Below are 22,430 nucleotides of genomic sequence, written 5' to 3'. Positions count from 1 at the left end.
GGTGCCGAAGGCGCAGAGTCTGGACGGCCGGTCCTCTCCTGAGCGAAGCAGCTATGGGTAGTCCGTAACCTTCGGCGTCACCCGCGGTTGGATCGACGTTGCCGCGCCCTTGTCGTTGATCACATGCTGAATCTGCCCCTGGTTCCCGAGCGCCACGGTGATCATGTGGTGGAATCGCACGCCCGGCTTCTGCGGCGCCTCGATCGCGCGCGCCAGGTTTACATCGGGATGGCGGAATACGCTGTAGATGCCGAGGCCCCACGCCTCGTGTGTCGTTACCGAGTTCGCTACCTTGTAGGAAGCCCAGCCCGGCACGCCGTCCGCGCTCTCCCACAGATACTCGTGCGGCGGATCGTACGGGATCTCCGACTGGTAGAAGTAGGTGCGCCCGCGATCGCCGTTCCACAACACCTGGAACTCCTGGTGATGCTCGACGAAGAGGCCGTAGGCAGTCACATCGTCGGCGTTCACTACGAGGCCGTTTGCGCTCACATTGCTCATCCATCCCACGTTCTTGCCATGGTCTGCGCGCCAGATCCAGGTATGGTCGATGATCGTGTCGTTGCTGTTGATCTCGAGGTTGCCTTCGGTGCGGCCCACGCCTGCGCCGCCATCGCGGAAGAAGACATCTGATACCTCGATCGGGTTGCGCTCATGGCGCAGCAGGTTCTTCTTCGGAGGAGCCTTCTTGGTTTCGTCAGCCTTCTTTGGTGCAGTAGCCTGTGCCAACGGCGCAAAGAGCGGCCGCATCTCGTGCTCTCCGGCAGGTGCGGGGCCAATTTGTAACAAATCTGGTGACTTATCCTGCCCCGCATCGAAGAGAATGCCTGCGATGCTGATGCCGTCCACGTCCGCCGTAATCATCGCCGGAGTGCCCTTCACCGGTTGTAGCGTGGCGAAGCCGAGGCCGAGCACCACAGTATCGGGCCGCGTCACGTTGATCGCCTCGTCCAGAGCATAGGTCCCCGGCGTCAGCAGCAGGTTCTTGCCTGCCTTCAATGCGGCGTTGATCGTCGTCGCTGTGTCCTTGCCCGCGTGCGCAATGTAGAAGCGGCTCAATGGAGTCAGCCGCCCCGCGTCGCCAGTGTGATGCCAGCTCACACCCGTGCTGTCATGCCGCAGCGGAGGCACACGCACCGCCCATGCGCCCGTGCGCTGCACTTCGAGATATGGCTTCTCGCGGACCACCGGCGTTGTCGCAATCTTTGTATAGGGAGGTTCGGGCCATTCGCCTGCCGGGGCCTGCGGCACGCCGACGAAGACCATGTTCCAGTTCGAGCCTGTCCACTGGCCCCACTCACTGTTGCGCGCGATCCACTGCTGCTGTGTGCCCGAGGCCACGGTGCCGTCCACCACCGAGTCGGACATCCATCCGCCCGAGGCCCAGCCGTTGTGCTGGTTCAGCACCATGTTGCCGCGCACGTGCATGCGCCGAAAGGGCACCGCCTGCGATACGGCCCACTGCATCGTGCCGCCGGTCGGCGTCACCGAAAAGTTCTCCGCCGCGCGCCAGAAGGTCGTCGTCGCGTTGTTGTTCGGCGCGCTCGCATCGGCGTGCACGTTGCCGGTAATCTGCACGTCATCCGGTGACGCGCCCAGGCCCTCGACCTCGGTGTAAAAGCCCACCGGCACATCCACGTGATAGCTGCCCGGCAGGAAGAGCAGCGCATAACGCCCGTCGCCAAACTCGCTCAGCTGCTGTTGGCGATAGATCGCGTCAATCTGCGCCTGGATAGCAGCCGCCGACATTTCGGGCGAAAACACCTTCACATTTGGCCCCAGGTTTGGAACCGAAGCGGGGTTGTGAGCAGGATTGTGCGATTGGGCAAAGCCGGCCTGTGAACAGGCCAGAGGGCAGAGTGCGGCAAGCAGCGCGGAGAGAAGCAGGCGGGAATAGTGCGGCATCGGTCAGGATCCTTCGAGAACTTCGCCAGCCATCCTACCGGCGAAGGCAGTCAGTAGACAAACGATGGTCTAATTGGTGATCGGCGGCTCAGGCCTGCCAGGCGTCCACGGTCACAAAACGCACCCGGCCGCGCTCGCGCTCCAGCAGCATTTCGGTCGCGCGCACGCTCGCCTTGCGGTCCTGCCCGATCGACGCCTGTCCGCCGTCATGCAGCAGCAGGTTCGATCCGCGCCCACGCCGCTGATTGCGCGCGATACTGCGGTCGAGATTCGCGAGGATCGCGTCGCCGGTTGTCGGCTTCCAGTCATAGCCCATTGCATTCCAAAGCACCGGAGTAAGGCCCATCTCGCGCGCCGCGCGCAGTACATCGGGCCGCCGTGCTCCATGCGGCGGACGGAAATGCGTCACCCGCTCGCCCAGCGCATCTTCGAGTGCGGCATTGGTCGAAGCCAGCTCTTCGCGCACCTTCGCATGCTTCTCAAACAGCAGCACAGGATGCGTAAAGGTGTGGTTCGCTACCAGGTGCCCGGCCGCGCGCACCCGCCGCACCAGCGCCCCGCGCTCACGCACAAACCGTCCGATCATGAAAAACGTCGCTCGCACTTCGTGCCGAGCCAGGATCTCCAGCAGCTCTTCGGTGCAGCGATCGTTCGGCCCATCGTCGTAGGTCAGTGCAAATTCGGCAGGATCATGGCCGGCCACGACCGCGCGGCCAAAAATCTGCGAAGTGGGCCACATGCCGGCATAAAAATATCCACCCACGCCCAGCCCGATGGCGGCAGCGGCGGAGGCAGCAGTGAGGGGGACGTTCATGGCTCTAGTGTAGTTGGGGTTGCCGGATGTGGTTCCGCTGGTTCGTTTTTTCTTCGCCTGCGGGTTAGCATGGTCGGCATGACGGGTAACGACTCGATAGCGTCCTCCATGACATCCCCCATGGGATCGTGGACGGACTGGCGTTTTCTCGCAGTGGAAGGTCCGCTGCGGGTCGGCAAGTCGACACTGGCACGCATGCTCGCCGAGGATTTCGGCGCAAGGCACGTTGCCGAGCCTGAGAGCAATCCCTTCCTCGACGGCTTTTACCGCGCCGAGCCGGGCACGGCCTTCGCCGCGCAGATGTGGTTCCTCCGCGCCCGCCAGGAGCAGATGCGAGGTGTGCTCACGGGCGCCGGCAGCACGATTGCCGACCGAGTCATCTCCGATTACGTCTTCGAGAAGGACAAGCTCTTCGCCTACGTAAACCTCGGGGATGCCGAGCTCGAGCTCTACAACCGCTATTACCAGGAGGCGCGCGCCGAGGCTCCCTCACCGCAGCTAGTCATCTACCTGCAGGCCACGCCGGAAGTATTGAAGCAGCGGCTCAAGCGTAAGGGCATGCCCGGCGAGCGCGACATCAGCGATGCCTACATCGAGCAAATCGCCGCGGCCTACGATCACTTCTTCTTCCACTACACGGCCAGCAACCTGCTCGTCGTCGACACCACGGAGATCGACTTCGTGCGCAATCCCGCGGACTTTGCCCTGCTGCGCAAGCGGCTGGAAGAGCCGGTGCAGGGCACAGAGTACTTTCATCCGGTTGGCGAGGCGGTACGCAGCTAGAGCCGCGACTGTGGCAGGAATGCGGGTCGTTTCACATCGTAAATATCTGTCATCCCGACCGAAGCGAACGAAGTGAGCGCAGCGGAGGGACCTGCGGTTCTCACTCATGCCGGAAGCCCCGGTGGGGGACATACCGCTACATAATCCGGAAGTTCACCAGCACCCGCACGCGCACAGCTACCGGATGCCCGTGATACATCGCCGGCTTCCAGCGATATTGCTCCACGGCCTCGATCGCCTTCTCTTCGAGGCCATAGCCAAGCGGCTGCTCGATCGTGATGTGCGTCGGCATGCCGTTGGCGTCAACAATCACGTCCACTACGCAGATGCCCTGGGCCTTCTCGCGCCGCGCCTCATCGGAAAACTCCGGCTCCACCGAGTGATACAGCTGTGGCGCGATGACACCCGGCCCCGGCCCCATCACATCGCCGCCGCCGTAGCCTCCGTTTGCACCCGGTCCCACGCCGGGTCCCGATCCTGATCCCACGCCGCCCTGGCTGCCCACGCCAAAACCCGATCCGCTCCCCGGCCCCTGCGAAGCCAGCGCCACCTGCGGGGATTGCGGCATGCCCAGGTTCGGCAGGTTGGAATCCGGCACCTGCATCGGCGGCATCACCACGGTCGCTTCCACCGGCAGCTTCGGCGCGTCATTGCGGACGATCTGCGGCGGCACCTTCTGCTCATCGGAGAACTTCGGCAGACGCCCGCGCATCGCCTCGACCGCATCATGCGCGCCACCACCACCCCCGCCGCCGGTTTTCCCGCTGTCGTGCGTGGTCATCGTGAGGAACGGCTGTATCTCTACCCGCGTCATCGCCAGCTTCGCGGGCTTGACGACTGTCCGGCCTTCGGCCAGCACCACCAGCACGACCAACGCGATTGCTGCCGCATGCGCGCCCGCCGACCAGAAGGTCGTCCATCTGCTGCGTACGCCCGTGCTCAGTGTCTGAAAACTTGGGGTCTCAAAGCCCGGCGTTGCAACGGCCGTCTGTGCCGCCTCCCGCTCCAGCAAGCGAAGCTCTACGTCCGCCATCAGGCCCGGCGGTGCCGCTTCCCGAACCAGTGCCGCACGCAGCATCTGCTCCAGTTCGGCGTCGAGTTGTGTCACGTCCTGCTCGCTCATCTCCGGCCTCGTTTGGTTCAGTACTGGCGTTCCAGCGGTCGTTCCACCCGCGCTGCCTTCTCACGAAGCAGTCGCAGACTCCGCTGCAAATGGCTCTTCACCGTCGCTACCGGCATCTGGAGCGCCGCGGCAATCTCCTCCGGGCCCATCTCCTCCTGGTAGCGGAGCACCACAATGCTTCTCGGCACCGCCGGCAGGGATGCGACCAGCTGCTGCAGCTGCCCGTTCCATCCGTCCTCATCCACAGGCTGGGTCCGGTCGGGGATCTCCGGCAGCTCGTGCCAGTCCATCGGTGTCTCCGGCCGGCTCCTGCGCCGCCTTAGCGCGTCGATCGCCCGGTGCGTCGTTACCCGCCGCAGCCAGAACAGCACGTGCTCCGCCGACTCCAGCTCCGGCAGCCGCGTATGCAGCTCCAGGAAGACGTCCTGGGCTACCTCCTCGGCCATACCGCGATCCGCGAGCATCCGGAGCGCAATGCTGAAGACCATCGACTGGTGCTCCAGCATCAGGAGACGAAACGACTGCGGGTCCACTCTCAAAAGGCGCGCATGGGAAGCGTTGAGCTTGCCCCTCCATTCGCTTATACGGAGCAAACTCCAAAAGGGAATGCAGAAAGTTTTCCCGCCCGGAAACAATACCTTGACGGTCTACAACACGAAGTGTAGATAGTCATAGTATGGGAAAACCAAGCGATCTCGTTCAGGGCACGCTCGACCTGCTGATCCTGCGCACGCTCGTCACTGAGTCGCGCCACGGCTGGGCTATTGCCAAGCGCATCCAGCAGATTTCTGGCGAAGTGCTGCAGGTGCAGCAGGGCTCGCTCTACCCGGCGCTCCATCGCCTCGAGCAGCAGGGATGGATCAAGGCGAAGTGGGCGGAGAGCGAGACCGGTCGACAGGCCAAGTTCTATGCGCTTACCGCTACCGGGCGCGAGCAGCTCGAGAAGGAAACCGAAAGCTGGAAGCGGCTCTCGGGAGCCATCAACCTGGTAGTGCAGGAAGGCTGAAACCCGTAAGGCTGAGGAGGCTTGGCTGTGCCCGATTCTCGCGTTCCCGATTCGCGTATGTTCGATCGTTTCCGGCTGCCGTTTGCCATGATCTTCGGCCGTCGCCGCGCCGCGGAGGCGCTCGACGACGAGCTGGCCTTCCACCTCGAGCAGCAGATCGCCGAGAACCGCGCCGCCGGCATGAACGCGCGGGAAGCCCGTGAGGCTGCGCTTCGCCTCTTCGGCAACCCTGCCGCACTGCGCGATCAGGCCCGCGAGACATGGATGTGGAGCGGGCTCGAAGAGCTCTGGCGGGATATCCGGCAGAGCATAAGAGCACTGCGCCGCACGCCGGGCTTCGCCCTCGTCTCCATATTGGTGCTGGCGCTGGGCATCGGTGCAAACGTCGCACTGTTCACGCTGGTGCACGGCGTGCTGCTCAAGCCTTATCCGTTTCCCCACCCGGACCAGCTGGTGCGCATTTATGAGGCCGATGCGCAGGGCCGCTTTCAGGACAACGTGGTCTCGGGCGGCGATTTAGCCGACTGGAAGGCCCAGGCAAAGAGCTTCAGTGACCTGGCTGCGGAACGCCCCACGCGCTACGGGCTCTCCGGCACACAGGGCCAGCTGCCCGAAATCGTCAACGGGCAGCAGACCTCCTGGAATCTCTTCCCCATGCTCAGTGTGGGGCCCGCGGTGGGCCGGCTCTTTTCGGCCTCGGACGATCGTCCCGGGGCCGAGCCGACCGTCGTGCTGAGCTGGGGTCTGTGGAAGCGGCGCTTCGGAGGCAGCTCCGCGGCGATCGGCTCGAAGATCCTGCTCGAAGCGCGCCCGTATACCGTCATCGGCGTGCTCCCGGCGTGGTTCACCTATCCAAATGCACAAACGCAGCTCTGGACTGCCATTTACCGCGAGCGCTCCCCCGAGGTGATGAGCGTGCATGACGCTCATAACCTGAACGTGGTGGGGCGGCTGCTTCCGGGCGTGACCCCGGGACAGGCGCAGGCTGAAGTCTCCGGTATACAGGCGGGCATACGGCGCAGGTATCCGAATGGCGCTGTCAACAGCGCGGCCAACATCCGTCCGCTCGTCGACTCCGAGACGCACACCGTGAAATCGGGCTTCTATGCGCTCTTTGCAGCGACCGCATGCCTGCTCCTGATCGCCTGCCTGAACATCGCGAACCTGCTCGTGGCGCGGGCGGCGACAAAGCAGAAGGAAGCCGCCATCCGCGCGGCGCTGGGTGGCTCGCGCTGGAGGCTGCTGCGCGGGCAGCTGATGGAGAGCGTGCTGCTGGCGGCGGGGGGAGGCGTGCTCGGACTGATCCTCGCTTATGGCGGACTCAAATGGTTGGCTGTGGCAAGACCGGATGTGCCGCGGCTTGAGGCCGTGCATCTTGACGGCTGGGCGCTGCTCTTTGCGCTCGGAGTGGTCGCCGTCTGCGGCCTCATCGCTGGGCTGATCGCTGCCGGTTCCTCCCGCGACGACAGAATCCTCGAAACCCTGCAGGAGTCCTCGCGTTCGCAGGGCGGCTCGCGGAGCAAGGTGCGCCTGCGCCGCACGCTCCTGGCGCTCGAAGTCGGCCTTACGGTGGTACTGCTCATCGGAGCCGGTCTACTGCTCGAAACCTATCAGCACCTGCGGTCGATATCTCTCGGCTATGACGCAAACAGGCTGCTCACCATGACCATCCGCCTGCCCAAGGGCAGCTACCACGATGCGCCGAGCATCGTGAACTTCTACGACGCCCTGCTTACGCAGGTGCGGCAGTTACCCGGTGTGCGCGGCGTCGGCATGACCAATACCCTGCCCGGCCACGGTCGCGATGAAGACGACGATTATTCGGTCAAGGAGCATCCGCCGCTGCCCCAGGGGGAAGTGCTCGATTCGTCCACGATCTTTGTCGATCCCGGCTACTTCGCGGCCATGAAGATTCCGCTCCTCCGCGGTGAGATCTTCAGCGATGCGAACCGCCTCGACCATGCGAATGACATCCTGATCTCGCAACAGCTTGCCCGGGATGTCTTTCCCAATGAAGAGCCTATCGGCAGGCATATCGTTGCCCCGTACGTGCTGGGTGCGGATCGCCCGATGCGGATCGTGGGCGTGGTTGGCGACGCGTTCCTCTCGCCGATCGAGCCGCTTTATCCCGCGGTCTACTATCCACTGCTGAGCGGCGACCAGCGCGATGTGAGCCTGGTGGTGAGGACGGCGGGCGATCCGGCCCTGCTGGCAACGTCGGTGGAAAAGGTCATCTCCGGGCTGGACCGCGATCTGCCCGTGGCCGACGTGCTCACCATGGATCAGGTGCAGGACGGCGCCCTGGCCTCACAGAGCCTGGATGCGTTGCTGCTCACCGGCTTCGGCGCGCTGTCGCTGGTGCTCGCCGGGGTAGGACTCTTTGGGGTCTTGAGCTACGTGGTGGCGCAGCGGACGACTGAGATCGGCATCCGCATGGCGCTTGGGGCGCAGCGCGGGCAGCTGGTGCGGCAGTTTCTCTCGGATGGCCTGCGGCCGGCGGTCTGGGGACTCGTACTCGGGCTCGCCGTGAGCGCCGGCGTCACACGTTGGATGAGCACGCTCCTCTATGGAACGCATCCGGTCGAGCCGGGCGTATATCTGCTGGTAAGCCTCGGATTGCTCGCCGTTGCCGCCGGAGCCTGCCTGGCTCCGGCCTGGCGCGCCGCCCGCCTGGACCCGCTCGAAGCGCTCCGCCGCGAGTAGTTGAAAGCAGCTCTGTACGTTTCGGGATATATGTCCGATAGAGACCCGGGGAGTGTTTGGGCGGCGCAGGATTGGCAAAATCCTTGTAAAAGTTCGTTAACAGCCGGTGGAGATTGGCCTTATACCCCGCCAGTATCATTGACATCACGAAACGGCAAGTCCTATAGTGAAAGCGTAGGTTCCTGATCTGGATTCACCCAGGGGCCTGCGATCGCCGCTCCTCAATCCTTCCAGTCCGACGGCTGCTCCATCTGGGAGATCGACGCTTACCGGCCACGCTGCACGGCCGCTCTTAGCGCCTCCCGGACCGACCTTCGCCGGGATTACGGGAAGACAGGACTACGATCCCCGAATCTTCGCGGATCAGCCAGGAATCTAAGCTACCAGCGAAGAAATCTGCAGTGTGCTGACACTGACCGGACCCCATCCAGCCAGTTGACAGCGCCTCCTGCAGGGCGGTCCGTCGGGAACCGTCGACCAAGAATCCCCGGAGCTGGCAGTGATGGCAGACGTCCTTAATCCTGAACAAATCGAGAGCACTCCTCTGAACACCGAATTAGAAACCCCAACGCTTGAAGCCGCGGCGGATCACGTAGATTCGTCGATCGAAACCACCCCTAACCCGGAAACCTCCTCCCCGGTGCCCGTCCAGGCAGTCGCTGCCGAGCAGGTTGAGTCGAATGAGGATCTCGACTTCGCCAGCATGGAAGACTTCGCCGCCGCCCTCGAGTCCTTTGACCGTGAGCAGGCCGCCGAAGCCGCAGCCCAGGCCTTCGATGACACGAATATCGTTACCGGAACCGTCATCAACATCACTGACAAGCACGTTGTCGTCGACGTAGGCATGAAGTCCGAAGGACTCATCCCCGTCGAGCAGGTGCTCGACCACACGGGTCAGCCCAAGCTGAAGGCCGGCGATACCGTGGAAGTGGTGATTGAGCGGGAAGAGGCCGAGGGCGGCTACGTTCTCAGCTATGAGAAGGCGCTGCGCCACCGTGTGTGGGATTCGATCGAAAAGGCTGCCAACGAGAAGACCCCGGTCACCGGTACGGTCCTCGGTCGCGTCAAGGGTGGTCTTACGGTGGACATCGGTATCAAGGCGTTCCTGCCGGGCTCGCAGCTCGAGATCCGTCCGGTCCGCAACCTCGATGCCTACATCGGCCAGCCGATCGAAGTCCGCGTCATCAAGCTGAACAAGAAGCGCGGCAACGTGGTCGTCTCCCGCAAGGAGATCCTCGAGGAAGAGCAGACCGCTCGCCGCTCGACCACGCTTGAGCACCTGGAAGAGGGCAGCATCCTCACCGGCACCGTCAAGAACCTGACCGACTACGGCGCATTCGTCGACCTCGGTGGCATCGACGGCCTGCTGCACATCACTGACATGTCGTGGGGCCGTCTGACGCACCCCCGCGATCTGGTGAACGTCGGCGACGAGATCCAGGTCAAGGTCCTCAAGTTCGACAAGGATAAGCAGCGCGTTTCGCTCGGCTTCAAGCAGCTCACGCCTGATCCGTGGCTCGATGCCGTCGAGCGTTACCCCATCGGTGCCCGCGTTCGTGGCCGTGTTCTCTCGGTCACCGACTACGGTTCCTTCGTCGAGCTCGAGCAGGGCATCGAAGGCCTGGTGCACGTCTCCGAAATGACCTGGTCCAAGCGGATGAAGCATCCGTCGAAGCTGGTCAAGCCGGGTGACGAAGTCGAGACGGTTGTCCTCAGCGTCAATCCCTCCGACCGCCGCATCTCGCTGGGCATGAAGCAGCTGCAGGAGAATCCGTGGGAGCACCTGTCGGCCCGCTATCCGATGGGCACCAACGTCGAAGGTCGCGTCCGCAACCTCACCGACTTCGGCGCCTTCATCGAGATCGAGGACGGCATCGACGGCCTGGTCCACGTTTCGAACCTCAGCTGGACCAAGCGCGTGAAGCATCCTTCGGAAGTCCTGAAGAAGGGCGAGAAGGTCAAGGCTGTCGTTCTGGGTGTTGAGCCCGAGAACCGCCGCCTGTCGCTCGGCATCAAGCAGCTCCAGCCCGATGTGTGGGATACCTTCTTCGAGCAGCATCGCGTTGGCGATGTCGTGCACGGTAAGGTTCTGCGCACCGCCCAGTTCGGCGCTTTCGTGGAAATCGCCGAGGGTGTCGAGGGTCTCTGCCACATCTCCGAAGCCACCGAGGGTGACGGTTCGCCGGTCAAGCTCGAGCAGGGCCAGGAGCATGACTTCAAGATCATCAAGATGAGCCCCGAGGAGAAGAAGGTCGGCCTCAGCCTCCGCGCCGTAGGCGAGGAAGCCAGCCGTGCGGATGTCGAAGCCTACAAGGCCCCGGTCTCCAGCTCGACGACCACCCTGGGCGACCTGATGAACTGGAAGCGCGAGCAGTAAGCGCAGCAGCAACCAGCAGCAAGTCACAAAACGGCCAGTGGGGGCTCAGCTCCTGCTGGCCGTTTTGCGTTGGAAGAACCGCGTACCCGACCCGTGCAGCGTCCGGCAAAAGAAGACCTGTCATCCCGACCGAAGCGAAGCGCAGTGGAGGGACCTGCGTTTCTCCTGCTTCGATAAGAACTCCCTGCATGGTCGGGTGCCCACGCAAGACGATGTCGCCCTGCTGAGTCCATACAAGCTCGCCCGCTGGCGGAAAACAAAACGGCCAGCAGGAGCAGAGCCCCACTGGCCGTTTCACGATCTGTTCTTACGACGGACGGCTGACTACTTGTCCGCCTTGATGTGGAAGTCGTAATTCAACGCCTTCTTCGAGTCGAACGAGCTGATGTTCTTCGTCCCACTCTTCTCGCCCTTGTACTGGGCCCACACGGTGTAGTCGATATCGGACGAGATCTGGCCGAAGCGATAGCTGCCATCCGCCGTCGTGATGAACGTGCGGATGCTGTTGTCTTTTGAAGACTGCAGATACACAATGGCTCCGGTCAGCGGCTGGCTGGAGCCGCCGTAGACCTTGCCTTCAAGAACCTTGGACGCAGTACCCTGGGCCCACCCCGGGGCAGCCAGGAAAAATACCAGCAGCGCCGCTAGTCCCGCAGCGGCCAGAATTTTCTTCATTTACTCCTCTTCCTCTTCCTCTTCGACCTCTTCGTCGTCTTCATCGTCGTCTTCGTAGTCTTCCTCGACCTTGGTCAGTTCCAGGGGCTCGGTGCTGACTACTTCAAACTCGCTGCCGCACTCGTCGCAAACGACAACGTCGCCTTCGTCCACATCTTCTTCTTCGAAGTCGAGCGCGCTCTCACATTCCGGGCAAATCGCCATATCTTATCTCCAGGGAGTGTTGTTTCAGGATAGCGTTCCTGCGTTGACTTGGTTAGTTTTGAGTAGAACTATTCAGCGCGTCAAGCCGACCAGCCGCAATTTCGCAGACTTCTCTCATACTGGAGCCACTGCCTTGAATCGCAGCAAGATCCACAGCAAATACAGCCCACTTCTGACTGCACTCTCCCGCTGCACGATGGCTGTCGCCTTGTTCGGCTGCACACTTTCGATGCAGTCGGCCGTCGCTGAGCATTCTGTTTCCTCTGACGATGGAAATGCCCTTTCGGATGCAAACCCTTTCGCGATTGCTCCATCTGTGGTGCATCCGCCGGCATCCGGAATTCTTCCTGCCCCACCAGACGCGAAGATCGCGGCGGCGCTCAACCGCATTACGCCCGCGGAAATCGAAGCCACCATCACCAGGCTGGTGACCTTCCGCAATCGCAGCACCATCTCCAGCATGGAAACAGACCTGCCGCCCGGCACCGGCGTGACCGCTGCGGCCGAGTGGATCGAGTCTCAGCTCAATGCTTTTTCGGCTGAGTGTGGCGGCTGTCTCGAAGTGAAGCACGATACCTTCACCGAACCGCCGCAGACGGGCGCGCATCCCCGTATTTCCCGCCCCACCACCATCACCAATGTCTACGCGGTCCTGCGCGGTTCTGATCCGGCTCAGGCCGCCCGCATGATCCTCGTCACCGGTCACTACGACTCGCGCGACACCGACGTGATGGATACCCACGGCTTCGCTCCCGGCGCCAATGACGATGCCAGCGGCGTCGCCGTCAGCCTCGCCTGCGCGCACGCACTCTCCCATGCCTACGCTTCCGGACTGAAACTGCCCGCCACGCTGGTCTTCGCCGCCGTCGCTGGAGAAGAGCAGGGCCTGAACGGCAGCGCTCACCTGGCGAAGCTCGCGAAGAGCGAGGGCTGGCAGCTCGAAGCCGTGCTGAACAACGACATCGTCGGCGGCAACACCACTCCCGGTGACACGCTCCAGGACAAGTCCGCCGTCCGTGTCTTCTCCGAAAGCATTCCTCTCAGCGCCACGCCCGAGGAGACGAAGACGCTCCTGCGCCTCGGCTATGAGAGCGACTCACCCTCGCGCGAAGAGGCAAGAGCTATCGCTGACATCGCCCGCACGTATGAGCACACGTTCGGTCCGGTAAAGGAGACCGCGAAGCCGGACTTCCACCCCGTTCTCGAGTTCCGCCTCGACCGCTTCCTGCGCGGCGGCGACCACTCCTCTTTCAATCTCGAAGGTTTCCCCGCTGTCCGCTTCACCGAGTGGCGTGAGGACTTCAACCACCAGCACCAGAATGTCCGCACCGAGAACGGTATCGAGTACGGCGATCTGCTCAAGTTCGTCGATCTCGGCTACGTCGCCCGTGTCGCGCGCCTGAATGCCGCTGCCATGGCGACGCTCGCCGCCGCACCGCCGCCTCCGGTCTCCGTGCAGGTCGTCGTCAGGGATCTCGACAACAACAGCACCCTGCAGTGGAAGCCTGGTGCTGGCGCGCCCGCGGATACCGGCTACGAAGTCGTCTGGCGTCCGCTCGCCGCTGCGGACTGGGAGCAAGCCGCGCCGGTGCCTGCGTCCGATAACCACGAAGGCCAATGGTCCATCACGCTGCCCGTCTCGAAGGACAACGTCATCTTCGGCATCCGCGCCGTCGACACCGCCGGCCATCGCAGCCTCGCCGTCGTGCCGTTCCCCGCGCGCTAAAGTGAGATTGCACTGGCAGGTGAAGTAACAGGTCTGTCATCCCGACCGAGCGACCGCAGGAAGCGCAGTGGAGGGAACCTGCGGTTTCTCAGCGAGGAAGAGCGCCAATCCGTGGCTGGCGGAAGCGCGTGCCGAAAGCGAACCGCCTGCGTGCTGGTCACAGAAAATCTGCGACACACGCGCAGTGTCATCGATCTTAGTGTTGGAAGCCCGCATGAATTACTACCTGGTCCACACCACCTACCTGGTGGTATTTCTCTCGGTCTTCGCGCGGCAGCTCAGCCTGCCCGTGCCCGCCATCCTCTTTCTGCTTTCCGGAGGAGCTCTCGCGGGTGCGGATCGCCTCAGCTTTCCCGGCCTGCTCGCCGTCTCTGTCCTCGGCTGCGTCCTCGGCGATCTCGCCTGGTTTGAGGCCGGCCGTCTGCGCGGCAAGCGGGTGCTGCGCCTGCTCTGTGCTCTCGCCAGTGATCCCAGCCTTTGCATTCGCCGCTCCCGCACCACCTTCGCGGCCCGAGGATTGCCGCTGCTACTCGTCGCCAAATTCATCCCCGGTCTTGACGGCATCACGCCGCCGTTGGCCGGCATTGCCGGTACCCCGCGCTCGCGCTTCATCCTTTTTGACGCCGGGGGCTCGGCGCTCTGGTCGATGGCCTATCTTGGCGCTGGCTTTCTCTTCGCCGCCAGCCTCGATCGCGCCGCCCACCTCATCTCCGTGGTCGCGAACGTGCTGGTCGTCGTCTTCGGCATTCCGCTGGTCGCCTTCTTCCTCTGGAAAGCCCTGCGCATGGTGCGCATGTTCCGGCTTCTGCAGCCGCTCACCATCACGCCGCTCGAACTGCGCCGCCGCCTCGACTCCGGCGCGCGCACCGGCGTGCTCGACCTGCTCCGCTTCGAGGACGATCCCGAGAATATCCCTGGCATCCCCGGCGCTGTCCGCGTGCGCCCGTCGGAGATGCGCCGCCGCCGCTCGATCGGCATCCCGGACGACGTGATCCTGGTGCTCTACTGCAACCGCAAAAACCGTTTCGTGAGCACCCGTGTCGCCGCCCAGATGTGGAAGCGCAAGGTGCGGAACATTCGCGTGCTCCACGGCGGCCTCCAGGCCTGGCAGGATGCCGGCTATCCCGTCACCTGCGATCTGGCCGATCCCGTGGCCGAAATGCAGCGCCTCGGCGTCATCCTCGTTCCTCCGTTGGAAGCTACCTCTGTCGATACATCCGAGGAGCAGCGTTCCGCGAGCCGGAAATAGAACAGGAGTCACCGGCGTGGTACTCCCGTCCATGGTGAAACCGCATCGGACCTGAGACAATAAGGCTGCGCCTATGCGACGTTCGACTGGCACGCTCGCCTTTCCTGACTTCCGCGGCTTCACGCGCACCCTCGTGCTCTGGAACCTCGGCGTCTTCTTCGCGCTGCTGGTGCTCAACGTAGCCTCGGGCCCCTTGGCCGGACGGCTTACCGCGTTGCTGGGCCTCTCGCCCGTCGCGGTGCTCCACGGAGCCATCTGGCAGCTGGTCACCTACAGCTTTATCCATGTCGGCGTGCTCAACACGCTCTTCGAGCTGATGTCCCTGTGGTTCCTGGGCAGCTTCCTCGAGGCCAACCATGGCTCCCGCTGGCTCGCCGAGATTTATTTCATCTCCGTCCTCGGCGCGGCGCTCGCGGCCATCGGGCTCTTTTTCGCCATGCCCGCCACGGGCTTCCTCACGCTGCTCACCGGCTGCTATGGCGGACTTTTCGGCCTGCTGATCGCCTTCGGTGTCCTCTACGCGGACATGCAGTTCATGATGTTCCCGCTGCCTGTGGCCATCAAGGCCAAGTATCTGGTCGCGGTCTACATGCTGATCGCCATTGCAATGCTCTTCTCCGAAGAGCGCGCCTACGCCTTCTCGCAGCTCGGCGGAGCCCTGGCCGGCTTCCTCTACATCCGCCTCGCCCCGCGCCGCGGCTTTGCCAAAGCTTCGAGCGAGCGCTATTTTGGCTTCCGCAACGCCTTCTACCGCTGGAAGCGCCGCCGCGCCGCGCGCAAGTTCGAGGTCTACATGCGCAAGCAGAACCGCGAGGTCCGCTTCGACAAGGATGGCCGCTACATCGACCCCGACCAGAATCGCGACCCTAACGACCGTCGCTGGATGAATTAAGGGAAGCCAGGAAGTGGTCGGCAGTCAGCCACAAAAACGGCCAGCGGGGATTTCTGCCCTGCTGGCTGCCTTCTTTTTGCCCCGAAAATCGGGTGCCCCGTCCAGGCTCGGTCTGGTCGGAAAGCTCGAACCCTCGCCATCTGCCGGATATCACTCTGACTGGCCGCTTTATCCCAGGCCGTCTTTATGACGGACGGCTGGCAAGCCGCGTCGCTTCGCTGTCCAAAGCCCATTCCGCGCGTCCAATCATGTATCGTTGATCTTTGGTGGTCCAGTGACCGCCGACCGCTTCATTGTGTGAGGTATAGGATTCGCGTGAAAGCCGTTGTCCGTTCGATTTTGGCCGTTCTCCCTCTGCTTGCCATGGTGTCTGTTTCTTCGTCCGCGCACGGGCAGGTGACGGCGACCGCCCCGGTCAGTGAGAATCCCACCTACACCAACCGCTGGGACGTGGACGGCGGCTTCCAGTACTCCCACTTCAATCCCAGTCCGGGCCGCAACATCAACGCGACCAACCTCTTTGGCTGGACCGGCGGCGCCACCGCCTGGATGCGTCCTGTCTGGGGTATTGAATCCAGCGTCCGCGGCGTCTACGGCAATATGAACATCCCGGAAAACTCCTACAACGTGCCCACCAGCGCGAAGATGTCCGAGACGCTTTTCCTCTTCGGACCCACCTTCCGCCTCATGCGGCATGAAAAGTATGCCGCCGGCATGCACGTGCTCATCGGCGCCGCCTACGGCTCCTTTGACAAGGATTTCCCTTCCGGCGTCCAGCCCAATACGCTGGATATCTACAACAACAAGCTGGCTTTCGGTGCGGCCGTCGGTGGCTGGTATGACCACAACCTCTCGCAGAAGCTCGCCGTCCGTCTGACCACGGATTGGCAGCCCACCCGCTACGGCTACTCCGAGCAGAACGAGTTTGCCGGCTCCGTCGGCATCGTCTACCGCCTCGGCAGCCTGACGAAGTAAGACAGCGAGTCAGTGCGCCTTCAGCGCAAGCAAGTCAGCATTTAGGCTCAAAAACGGCCAGTGAGGGATCTTTCTCTGCTGGCCGTTTTACTTTTGAGGCACTCCGTCCCGGAACGCTCGACGGTGGCCCATACAAGCCCGTAGTTGGCTTGTGTGGGGAACAAAGGAATTAGATAGGAGCCCCTGTCATTCCGACCGAAGCGAGACGTTTTTCGTCTCGCGCAGTGGAGGAACCTGCAGCTCTCGCTCGCACCGGCAGAAATCCGGGTGCCCCACGTCTCGCCTCTGAGACGTGGGATAAAAGAACCAAACAAAGTAAAACGGCCAGCAGAGAAAGATCCCCCACTGGCCGTCTTTATGCCTGACTGCTGACTCGCTTGCGGCGAAGCCGAGCCAACCCGCTTAAGACTGCTTCGTCGGCCGGATGTACAGCTCGCGCAGCTGCTGCTCACTCACCGGCGTCGGCGCGTCCACCATCAGGTCGATGGCCTTGGCCGTCTTCGGGAACGCGATCACCTCGCGCAGGCTCGAAGCGCCCGCGAGGATCATGACGATACGATCCAGACCGAGCGCGATGCCGCCATGCGGAGGCGTGCCGTACTGCAGTGCCTCCAGGAAGAACCCGAAGCGTGCCTTGGCCTCTTCGTCCGACATGCCGATGGAGCGGAAGATCTCTGCCTGCACGTCCTGGCGATGAATACGGATCGATCCCGAACCCAGCTCGAGGCCGTTCATGGCCACGTCATAGTAGCGGGCACGCACGCTCGCCGGGTCGGAGACCAGCCGGTCCATGTCCTCTTCATGCGGCGAGGTGAAGGGGTGGTGCGAAGGCATCCACTTCTTCGTCTCCTCGTCGAACTCGAACATCGGGAAGTCGGTGACCCAGATTGGACGAAACGCCTGCGAGCCATCGGCCAGGCCGGTCTCGCGCTCCGGCGAGTTCACGACTGCATCCGTGATCGCAAAGATGCCGTGGCGATCGGCGTACTTCTTCGCCAGCTCCACGCGGAAGTTGCCCGCCGTCGAGTAGATCGCAATCTCGCGCTCCGAGAGGCGGCCTTCGCTCTTCGTATCTGAAGCATGGATGTGTACCGCCGCGTCGCCCGCGACAATCACCAGCAGGTCTTCGGCCTCGCCTCCGGCCAGCTCGCGCACCTTGGCCGTCGCCTCGGGGAAGCCCTTTTCGAGGCGCTTGAGGTCGTCGATGTACTTCGCGCCCTTGCGATAGTCGAAGAGGGGCTTGTTGTCGTCGCGCTCCTTGCGGGAGAGCTCGCCGACCTTGGGAATGCGCAGTGCCACCACCGGCAGGTTCGGGTCGATCTGCAGTGCCGTCAGGTTCTCTTCGGTGAAGGCCGACTTTACGTCGGTCAGACCGGGCAGTCGAAGATCCGGCTTGTCGATGCCGTAGTTGCGCATCGCCTCGTCGTAGGTGATCTGCGGAAACGGCGTCGGCAGGTGGATGCCCACGGCCTTGAACGCCTCCGACAGGAAGCCTTCCACCACGCGGAAGATGGTCTCCTGTTGTGGGAAGGTCATCTCCAGATCGATCTGCGTGAATTCAGGCTGGCGATCGGCGCGCAGGTCCTCGTCGCGGAAGCAGCGCGCGATCTGGAAGTAGCGGTCCATGCCCGAGACCATCAGGATCTGCTTGAAGAGCTGCGGCGACTGCGGCAGCGCGTAGAAGTTGCCGGGATGCACGCGGCTGGGCACGAGGTAGTCGCGCGCGCCTTCCGGAGTCGAACGCGTCATGAACGGCGTCTCGATCTCGTAGAAGCCCTGTCCCGAAAGATACTGACGCACCGCCAGCGCGACCTTGTGGCGCACCAGGAAGTTGTGCTGCATCTCCGGGCGGCGCAGGTCGAGATAGCGGTACTTGAGGCGCACTTCCTCGTTCGCGATCGCGTCCTCGGCGGGCGAGAACGGCGGCACCTTGGCGTCATTCAGAATGCGCAGCTCGTCGGCGACGATCTCGATCTCGCCGGTGTCCATCTTGGGATTGATCACGCTCGCGTCGCGCAGGCGGACCTTGCCGACGGCGGCGATCACGTACTCGGAGCGGGCCTGCTCGGCCTTCGCGTGCGCTTCCTCGCCCAGGTCCTTATCGAGGACCACCTGCGAGATGCCGTACCGGTCGCGCAGATCGAGGAAGATCAGGTTGCCATGGTCGCGGCGGCGGTTGACCCAGCCAAGAATAACGACGGACTTGCCCGCGTCCGAAGCGCGGAGCTCTCCACAGGTATGCGTGCGTTGAAGACTGCCAAGAAAATCGAGTGTCACGGTAGAACCATTGTACTTGTGGAAACCGGCACGAAAGCGGGTGCCCCACGTCTCGCTTCTGAGACGTGGGAAAGCACAAACTCAGACCCGCGACCAGCGGGAGCGAGTGCCGAAGGCGATCCGCCCCGCGCAGCAGCAGCTAGCATGGAGAGGATGCCTGCCACACCCGCGCCTTCCCTCGATCGCCGCAACCTGCGCCCCGGCCTGCGCCTTGCCGTCGCCGTCTCCGGAGGAGCCGACTCCGTCGCCCTGCTGCGCGCCTTGGCTCTCGCTGCGCCCGAAATCGGCATGGTCCTCTCCGTGGTCCACGTCCATCACGGCATTCGCGGTGAAGAAGCCGACACCGATGCCGCCTTCGTCGCCGCGCTCGCCGAAGCCCATGGGCTTACGCTCTATCGCCGCGACGTCGATACCCCAGCCGTCGCCGGCTCCAACAAAGAGACTATCGAGGAGGCTGCCCGCAACCTCCGCTATGCCTTCTTCCGCGAGCTGCTCGCCGCAGGCACGGTCGATGCCGTGGCCACCGCGCACACCCTCGACGACCAGGCCGAGACCGTCCTGCATAAGCTGCTGCGCGGCGGCTGGACCGAGGGCCTGTCCGGTATCCATCCCCAGCTCACAGAACAGAGCGGCGCGATTCTCCGCCCATTCCTCGGCGTCCGCCGCAGCGAGATCGAAGCCTGGCTGCGCTCGCTCGGTCAGGACTGGCGCGAGGACTCGACCAACGCCGACACCGTTTACACCCGCAACCGCCTGCGCCACGAGCTGCTGCCCACCCTCGTCGGCTATAACCCGCAGATTCATACCCAGCTCGCTGCCGTCGCCACCATCGCCCGCGACGAGGAGGCATACTGGCAGGCCGAGCTCGCCCGCCTGCTTCCGCAGATCCTGCTGCCCGGCAAGCCGGTGCGCGGTGGAGGCCGCTCCGCCTCCACGCACCCGGACGAAGCCTCGCTGGCCATCGAAATCGAGCGGCTGCCTGCGGCGCCTGCCCTGCGCCGCCGCATCCTGCGCGCTGCCGCAAAACAGCTCGGCGCAGGACTTAACTATGAGCAAACAGAGCGTTTACTTGCCATGTGCAGTTCTTCCTCCGGCTTGAACTCCGGCACGGGCAAACCGCCAGCCCGCCGTCAGGAGCTGGGCAACGGCCTCCTCGCCGAGCGCTCCCCCCGCGAGCTGCGGCTCGTCCGGAAGCAGGGTGCAGAGGATAGGGGATAAGTCCCTGTCTTCTGGGCCACGCGCCCGCTTCGTAGGTTGGCCATCTCACGCAAGAAATTGTCATTCCGACCGGAGCGTAGCGAAGTGGAGGAACCTGCGGTTCTTTCGAACAAGCGAGGATAAGGGTGCCCCGTCCAAGCTACGCTTGGGCGGGAGGCACGATCCCTCTGTGCTCTTGTTATAAAAGGGGATAAGTCCTACACCCAAGCCAACGTCGAGCTTGAGTGGGCCACCGGCCATCCAGGCTTTCGCTTTCAATTTGCGCTTGAGTGAAAGAACCGCAGGTTCCTCCACTCCGCGAGACAAAACCGTCTCGCTCCGGTCGGAATGACAGCTGCTTCGCGCAGGGCGGCTTGCCTCCGGTCTCCGCTCCCTTTGGTCGCGCTCCTGCTGATGCACCTATCTGCGCCCTGAGCCCTATTTCGGTACACCCGCGATATCACCATTGAGGCCGGGATGTAAACTCGTGGCGGCAGACCCCGTCTATTCCAGTGCATGGGAAATCTGGCATCCACGGATCTCGCTCCACTCGCCGCCGTAGCACCGGCCGGTCTGTCACAGGAGCAGTACGTGTCCGAACTCGCCGACTTTGATGAGGTGGTCCGGCTCTACAGGCCGCGGATCTTCCGCTTCCTCATGTCTTCGCTCGGCGACCGCGACACCGCCGAGTCGCTTGCCCAGGACTGCTTCCTCAAGGCGTACAACGCCCGCCATCAGTTCCGGGGCGAGTCGAGCCTGAGCACCTGGCTGACGCGCATCGCCCTGAACCTGGTTCGCGATCACCTGCGCAGCCGCCGCATCCGCTTCTGGCAGAAGACCCGCGATACCGCCCTCGACCTGGTCGACATCTCCGACTGGCTCCCCGACGGCAACGCCACCCCCGAGGCGCGCTGCCTGCAGCAGGAGCAGGTCAAGACCCTCTGGGCCGCTGTCGAACAGCTCTCGAAGCAGCAAAAAACCGTCTTCCTCCTCCGCTTTGTCGAGGAGATGGAGCTGGCCGAGATCGCCGACACCGCCGGCATGAACGCCAGCACCGTGAAATCCCACCTCTACCGCGCCCTTCGCATCGTCCGCGAGCGCATGGGAGGAAATGCTCAATGACCGAACTTCGCCGTACGCCTGAATCCGAAACCGACGCCGCCGAGATGAGTCCGCAGCTGGCTGAATCCATTCGCCTGCTCCGCACCTCTCTTACCCTTTATTCCGAGAGCCGTCCGCAACAGCCGTTCTCGCCTGAATGGCTTGCCCCGGCCCGCAGCCGCGAACGCACCGCGCATCGTCGCATGGCCTTCGGCTGGAGCCTCGCCGGAAGCCTCGCCGCAGGCGCGCTCTGCTTCGCCATGCTGCCGCTCGGTCACCATGCCCTTCCGCAGCACGAGGCGCAGATGCATGCCGTGGCCCCGGCTGCCGAGGCCGCGCAGCCCTCGGATACTGCTTTGCTCGAACAGGTGGACGAAGCCATCGATCAGCCTGTCCCCTCCCCCCTTGCACCACTGACAGAAATGGATAGCTGGAACTCAACCACATCGCAGGATCAAAATTCGCCTTCCCGCACGGAGAACGCCCATGTTTCGCAATAACCTGAAGAGCCTCGCTCAGTTTTCGCTCGCCGCAGCGCTCTGCATCGCACCAGCTGCCCTCTACGCCCAGGGCCACGACACGTCCGGTCCAGATGGCGGCCCCGGCCCCGGCTTCGGCCAGGGCGCCGGTCAGGACTGGCACGACCACGGTCCGGATCGTGGTCCCGATGAACGTCGTCCCATGGAGCGCTTTCACGAGGCCGGTCCTCACTTCTGGTCGAATCCCCGCATCGCAGCCGCGATCGGTCTGACCGACGACCAGAAGAAGAAGATGGATGCGATCGCCCAGGAGCATCGCCTCAAGCTCATCGACCTGAACGCCAATCTCGAGAAGCAGGAAGCCATCATGCATCCGCTCATCGAGGCCGATCAGCAGGATGAGACCAAGATCCTCGCCCAGATCGACGCCGTGGCCCAGGCCCGCGCCGAGCTCGAAAAGGATCGCGCCCGCATGCTCTTCAGCCTCCGCCAGGTCCTTACCCCGGACCAGTGGAAGAAGCTCAAGACTGTGGCCCATGAAGGTCCTGGCGGCTTCGGCCGTCCCGGTGGCCCCGGCGGTCCTGACGGCAAGCAGTGGCGTCGCGGCCCCAACGGCGGACCCGATGGCCAGGGCAAAGGCGCGAACGGTCAGCCCCCGGCGCCCAGCGGCGATCAGCCCGGCGGCCCTCAGTAAGTTACTCCTCGACCCCACTCCAACTGCCCGCGGACTCACCTCCGCGGGCTTTCTTTTGTCGGCGCCGCTCTCAGAACAATGTCATCCCGACCGGAGCGACCGCAGGAAGCGCAGTGGAGGGACCTGCGGTTTCTCCTCCACGGCCAGAAAGCGGGCGCCCCGTCCAGGTTCCGCTTGGGCGGGAAGCATCCAACTCCCGCTGACCCGCTGACCCGCTGACCCGCTGACCCGCTGACCCGCTGACCCGCTG

Annotated in this window: 19 protein-coding genes; 12 read left to right on the top strand and 7 right to left on the bottom strand. The window is 63.5% G+C overall.

Annotation, left to right across the window (positions count from 1 at the left end):
- Positions 1-51: 51 nt before the first annotated feature.
- Positions 52-1,905, bottom strand: a complete 1,854-nt coding sequence (locus QM649_RS07090) for a coagulation factor 5/8 type domain-containing protein (protein ID WP_415198322.1) — start codon at positions 1,903-1,905, stop codon at positions 52-54.
- 88 nt (positions 1,906-1,993) lie between these two features.
- A complete protein-coding gene (locus QM649_RS07085) occupies positions 1,994-2,719 on the bottom strand; it encodes a polysaccharide deacetylase family protein (RefSeq protein ID WP_415198321.1) in 726 nt (241 codons plus the stop codon).
- 108 nt (positions 2,720-2,827) lie between these two features.
- Here QM649_RS07085 and QM649_RS07080 point away from each other — a divergent pair, with 108 nt between their 5' ends.
- Positions 2,828-3,502 carry a deoxynucleoside kinase gene (locus QM649_RS07080; protein ID WP_415198320.1) on the top strand — a complete coding sequence of 225 codons (675 nt, stop codon included), beginning with the start codon at positions 2,828-2,830 and terminating at the stop codon, positions 3,500-3,502.
- 136 nt (positions 3,503-3,638) lie between these two features.
- On the opposite strand, the gene QM649_RS07075 is transcribed toward QM649_RS07080, so the two are convergent.
- Positions 3,639-4,625, bottom strand: a complete 987-nt coding sequence (locus tag QM649_RS07075) for an energy transducer TonB (RefSeq protein WP_415198319.1) — start codon at positions 4,623-4,625, stop codon at positions 3,639-3,641.
- Between the two features lie 17 nt (positions 4,626-4,642).
- The gene (locus QM649_RS07070) at positions 4,643-5,131 is read right to left on the bottom strand and encodes an RNA polymerase sigma factor (protein ID WP_415198386.1); all 489 of its coding nucleotides are present in this window, start codon (positions 5,129-5,131) and stop codon (positions 4,643-4,645) included.
- A gap of 170 nt (positions 5,132-5,301) precedes the next feature.
- Between QM649_RS07070 and QM649_RS07065 the strand changes: the two genes are divergently transcribed.
- The 3 genes from QM649_RS07065 to QM649_RS07055 all read left to right on the top strand — a co-directional run bounded on the left by QM649_RS07065 (position 5,302) and on the right by QM649_RS07055 (position 10,711).
- Positions 5,302-5,631 (top strand): PadR family transcriptional regulator, encoded by a 330-nt coding sequence (locus QM649_RS07065; RefSeq protein WP_415198318.1) that lies wholly within the window; start codon positions 5,302-5,304, stop codon positions 5,629-5,631.
- Between the two features lie 27 nt (positions 5,632-5,658).
- Positions 5,659-8,334: an ADOP family duplicated permease gene (locus tag QM649_RS07060; protein ID WP_415198317.1), complete on the top strand. Its 2,676-nt coding sequence runs from the start codon at positions 5,659-5,661 to the stop codon at positions 8,332-8,334.
- A 502-nt stretch (positions 8,335-8,836) separates the two neighbouring features.
- Positions 8,837-10,711, top strand: a complete 1,875-nt coding sequence (locus tag QM649_RS07055) for a 30S ribosomal protein S1 (protein ID WP_415198316.1) — start codon at positions 8,837-8,839, stop codon at positions 10,709-10,711.
- Between the two features lie 324 nt (positions 10,712-11,035).
- Here the strand turns inward: QM649_RS07055 and QM649_RS07050 are convergent, their stop codons facing one another.
- Both QM649_RS07050 and QM649_RS07045 read right to left on the bottom strand, forming a co-directional pair.
- Complete coding sequence (locus QM649_RS07050; protein ID WP_415198315.1) at positions 11,036-11,386, bottom strand: carboxypeptidase-like regulatory domain-containing protein; 351 nt, start codon at positions 11,384-11,386, stop codon at positions 11,036-11,038.
- Positions 11,387-11,590 carry a hypothetical protein gene (locus QM649_RS07045; protein ID WP_415198314.1) on the bottom strand — a complete coding sequence of 68 codons (204 nt, stop codon included), beginning with the start codon at positions 11,588-11,590 and terminating at the stop codon, positions 11,387-11,389.
- A gap of 133 nt (positions 11,591-11,723) precedes the next feature.
- On the opposite strand from QM649_RS07045, the gene QM649_RS07040 reads away from it, so the two are divergent.
- The 4 genes from QM649_RS07040 (at position 11,724) to QM649_RS07025 (ending at position 16,432) form a co-directional block, all read left to right on the top strand.
- Positions 11,724-13,316, top strand: coding sequence for a M20/M25/M40 family metallo-hydrolase (locus tag QM649_RS07040; protein WP_415198313.1), 1,593 nt, complete (start codon positions 11,724-11,726; stop codon positions 13,314-13,316).
- A gap of 214 nt (positions 13,317-13,530) precedes the next feature.
- Positions 13,531-14,565 carry a VTT domain-containing protein gene (locus tag QM649_RS07035; RefSeq protein ID WP_415198312.1) on the top strand — a complete coding sequence of 345 codons (1,035 nt, stop codon included), beginning with the start codon at positions 13,531-13,533 and terminating at the stop codon, positions 14,563-14,565.
- A 73-nt stretch (positions 14,566-14,638) separates the two neighbouring features.
- Positions 14,639-15,457: a rhomboid family intramembrane serine protease gene (locus QM649_RS07030; RefSeq protein ID WP_415198311.1), complete on the top strand. Its 819-nt coding sequence runs from the start codon at positions 14,639-14,641 to the stop codon at positions 15,455-15,457.
- A 315-nt stretch (positions 15,458-15,772) separates the two neighbouring features.
- On the top strand, positions 15,773-16,432 hold the full coding sequence (locus tag QM649_RS07025) for a hypothetical protein (RefSeq protein WP_415198310.1): 660 nt from the start codon (positions 15,773-15,775) through the stop codon (positions 16,430-16,432).
- Between the two features lie 402 nt (positions 16,433-16,834).
- On the opposite strand, the gene aspS is transcribed toward QM649_RS07025, so the two are convergent.
- Positions 16,835-18,709: an aspartate--tRNA ligase gene (gene aspS / locus QM649_RS07020; RefSeq protein WP_415198309.1), complete on the bottom strand. Its 1,875-nt coding sequence runs from the start codon at positions 18,707-18,709 to the stop codon at positions 16,835-16,837.
- Positions 18,710-18,862: 153 nt separating this feature from the next.
- Here aspS and tilS point away from each other — a divergent pair, with 153 nt between their 5' ends.
- The 4 genes from tilS (at position 18,863) to QM649_RS07000 (ending at position 22,180) form a co-directional block, all read left to right on the top strand.
- Entirely contained in the window at positions 18,863-19,927 is a 1,065-nt protein-coding gene (gene tilS / locus QM649_RS07015) for a tRNA lysidine(34) synthetase TilS (protein ID WP_415198308.1), read from the top strand.
- A 570-nt stretch (positions 19,928-20,497) separates the two neighbouring features.
- Entirely contained in the window at positions 20,498-21,028 is a 531-nt protein-coding gene (locus tag QM649_RS07010; RefSeq protein ID WP_415198307.1) for an RNA polymerase sigma factor, read from the top strand.
- Positions 21,025-21,507 (top strand): hypothetical protein, encoded by a 483-nt coding sequence (locus tag QM649_RS07005; RefSeq protein WP_415198306.1) that lies wholly within the window; start codon positions 21,025-21,027, stop codon positions 21,505-21,507. Before QM649_RS07010 ends, QM649_RS07005 begins: the two co-directional genes overlap by 4 nt.
- Positions 21,494-22,180, top strand: coding sequence for a Spy/CpxP family protein refolding chaperone (locus tag QM649_RS07000; RefSeq protein ID WP_415198305.1), 687 nt, complete (start codon positions 21,494-21,496; stop codon positions 22,178-22,180). The genes QM649_RS07005 and QM649_RS07000 overlap by 14 nt, the downstream gene beginning before the upstream one ends.
- Positions 22,181-22,430 lie beyond the last annotated feature (250 nt).

This window comes from Silvibacterium sp., assembly GCF_047605705.1.
Lineage (GTDB): Bacteria > Acidobacteriota > Terriglobia > Terriglobales > Acidobacteriaceae > Silvibacterium.
Note: the sequence above shows the minus strand (reverse complement) of the source record. Positions and strands in the feature narration are given on the sequence as shown.

Coding starts and splice junctions, on each gene's coding strand:
- QM649_RS07090 (WP_415198322.1), bottom strand. CDS start 1,905: ATGCCGCACTATTCCCGCCTGCTTCTCTCCGCGCTGCTTGCCGCACTC.
- QM649_RS07085 (WP_415198321.1), bottom strand. CDS start 2,719: ATGAACGTCCCCCTCACTGCTGCCTCCGCCGCTGCCGCCATCGGGCTG.
- QM649_RS07080 (WP_415198320.1), top strand. CDS start 2,828: ATGACATCCCCCATGGGATCGTGGACGGACTGGCGTTTTCTCGCAGTG.
- QM649_RS07075 (WP_415198319.1), bottom strand. CDS start 4,625: ATGAGCGAGCAGGACGTGACACAACTCGACGCCGAACTGGAGCAGATG.
- QM649_RS07070 (WP_415198386.1), bottom strand. CDS start 5,131: ATGCTGGAGCACCAGTCGATGGTCTTCAGCATTGCGCTCCGGATGCTC.
- QM649_RS07065 (WP_415198318.1), top strand. CDS start 5,302: ATGGGAAAACCAAGCGATCTCGTTCAGGGCACGCTCGACCTGCTGATC.
- QM649_RS07055 (WP_415198316.1), top strand. CDS start 8,837: ATGGCAGACGTCCTTAATCCTGAACAAATCGAGAGCACTCCTCTGAAC.
- QM649_RS07050 (WP_415198315.1), bottom strand. CDS start 11,386: ATGAAGAAAATTCTGGCCGCTGCGGGACTAGCGGCGCTGCTGGTATTT.
- QM649_RS07045 (WP_415198314.1), bottom strand. CDS start 11,590: ATGGCGATTTGCCCGGAATGTGAGAGCGCGCTCGACTTCGAAGAAGAA.
- QM649_RS07035 (WP_415198312.1), top strand. CDS start 13,531: ATGAATTACTACCTGGTCCACACCACCTACCTGGTGGTATTTCTCTCG.
- QM649_RS07030 (WP_415198311.1), top strand. CDS start 14,639: ATGCGACGTTCGACTGGCACGCTCGCCTTTCCTGACTTCCGCGGCTTC.
- tilS (WP_415198308.1), top strand. CDS start 18,863: ATGCCTGCCACACCCGCGCCTTCCCTCGATCGCCGCAACCTGCGCCCC.
- QM649_RS07005 (WP_415198306.1), top strand. CDS start 21,025: ATGACCGAACTTCGCCGTACGCCTGAATCCGAAACCGACGCCGCCGAG.
- QM649_RS07000 (WP_415198305.1), top strand. CDS start 21,494: ATGTTTCGCAATAACCTGAAGAGCCTCGCTCAGTTTTCGCTCGCCGCA.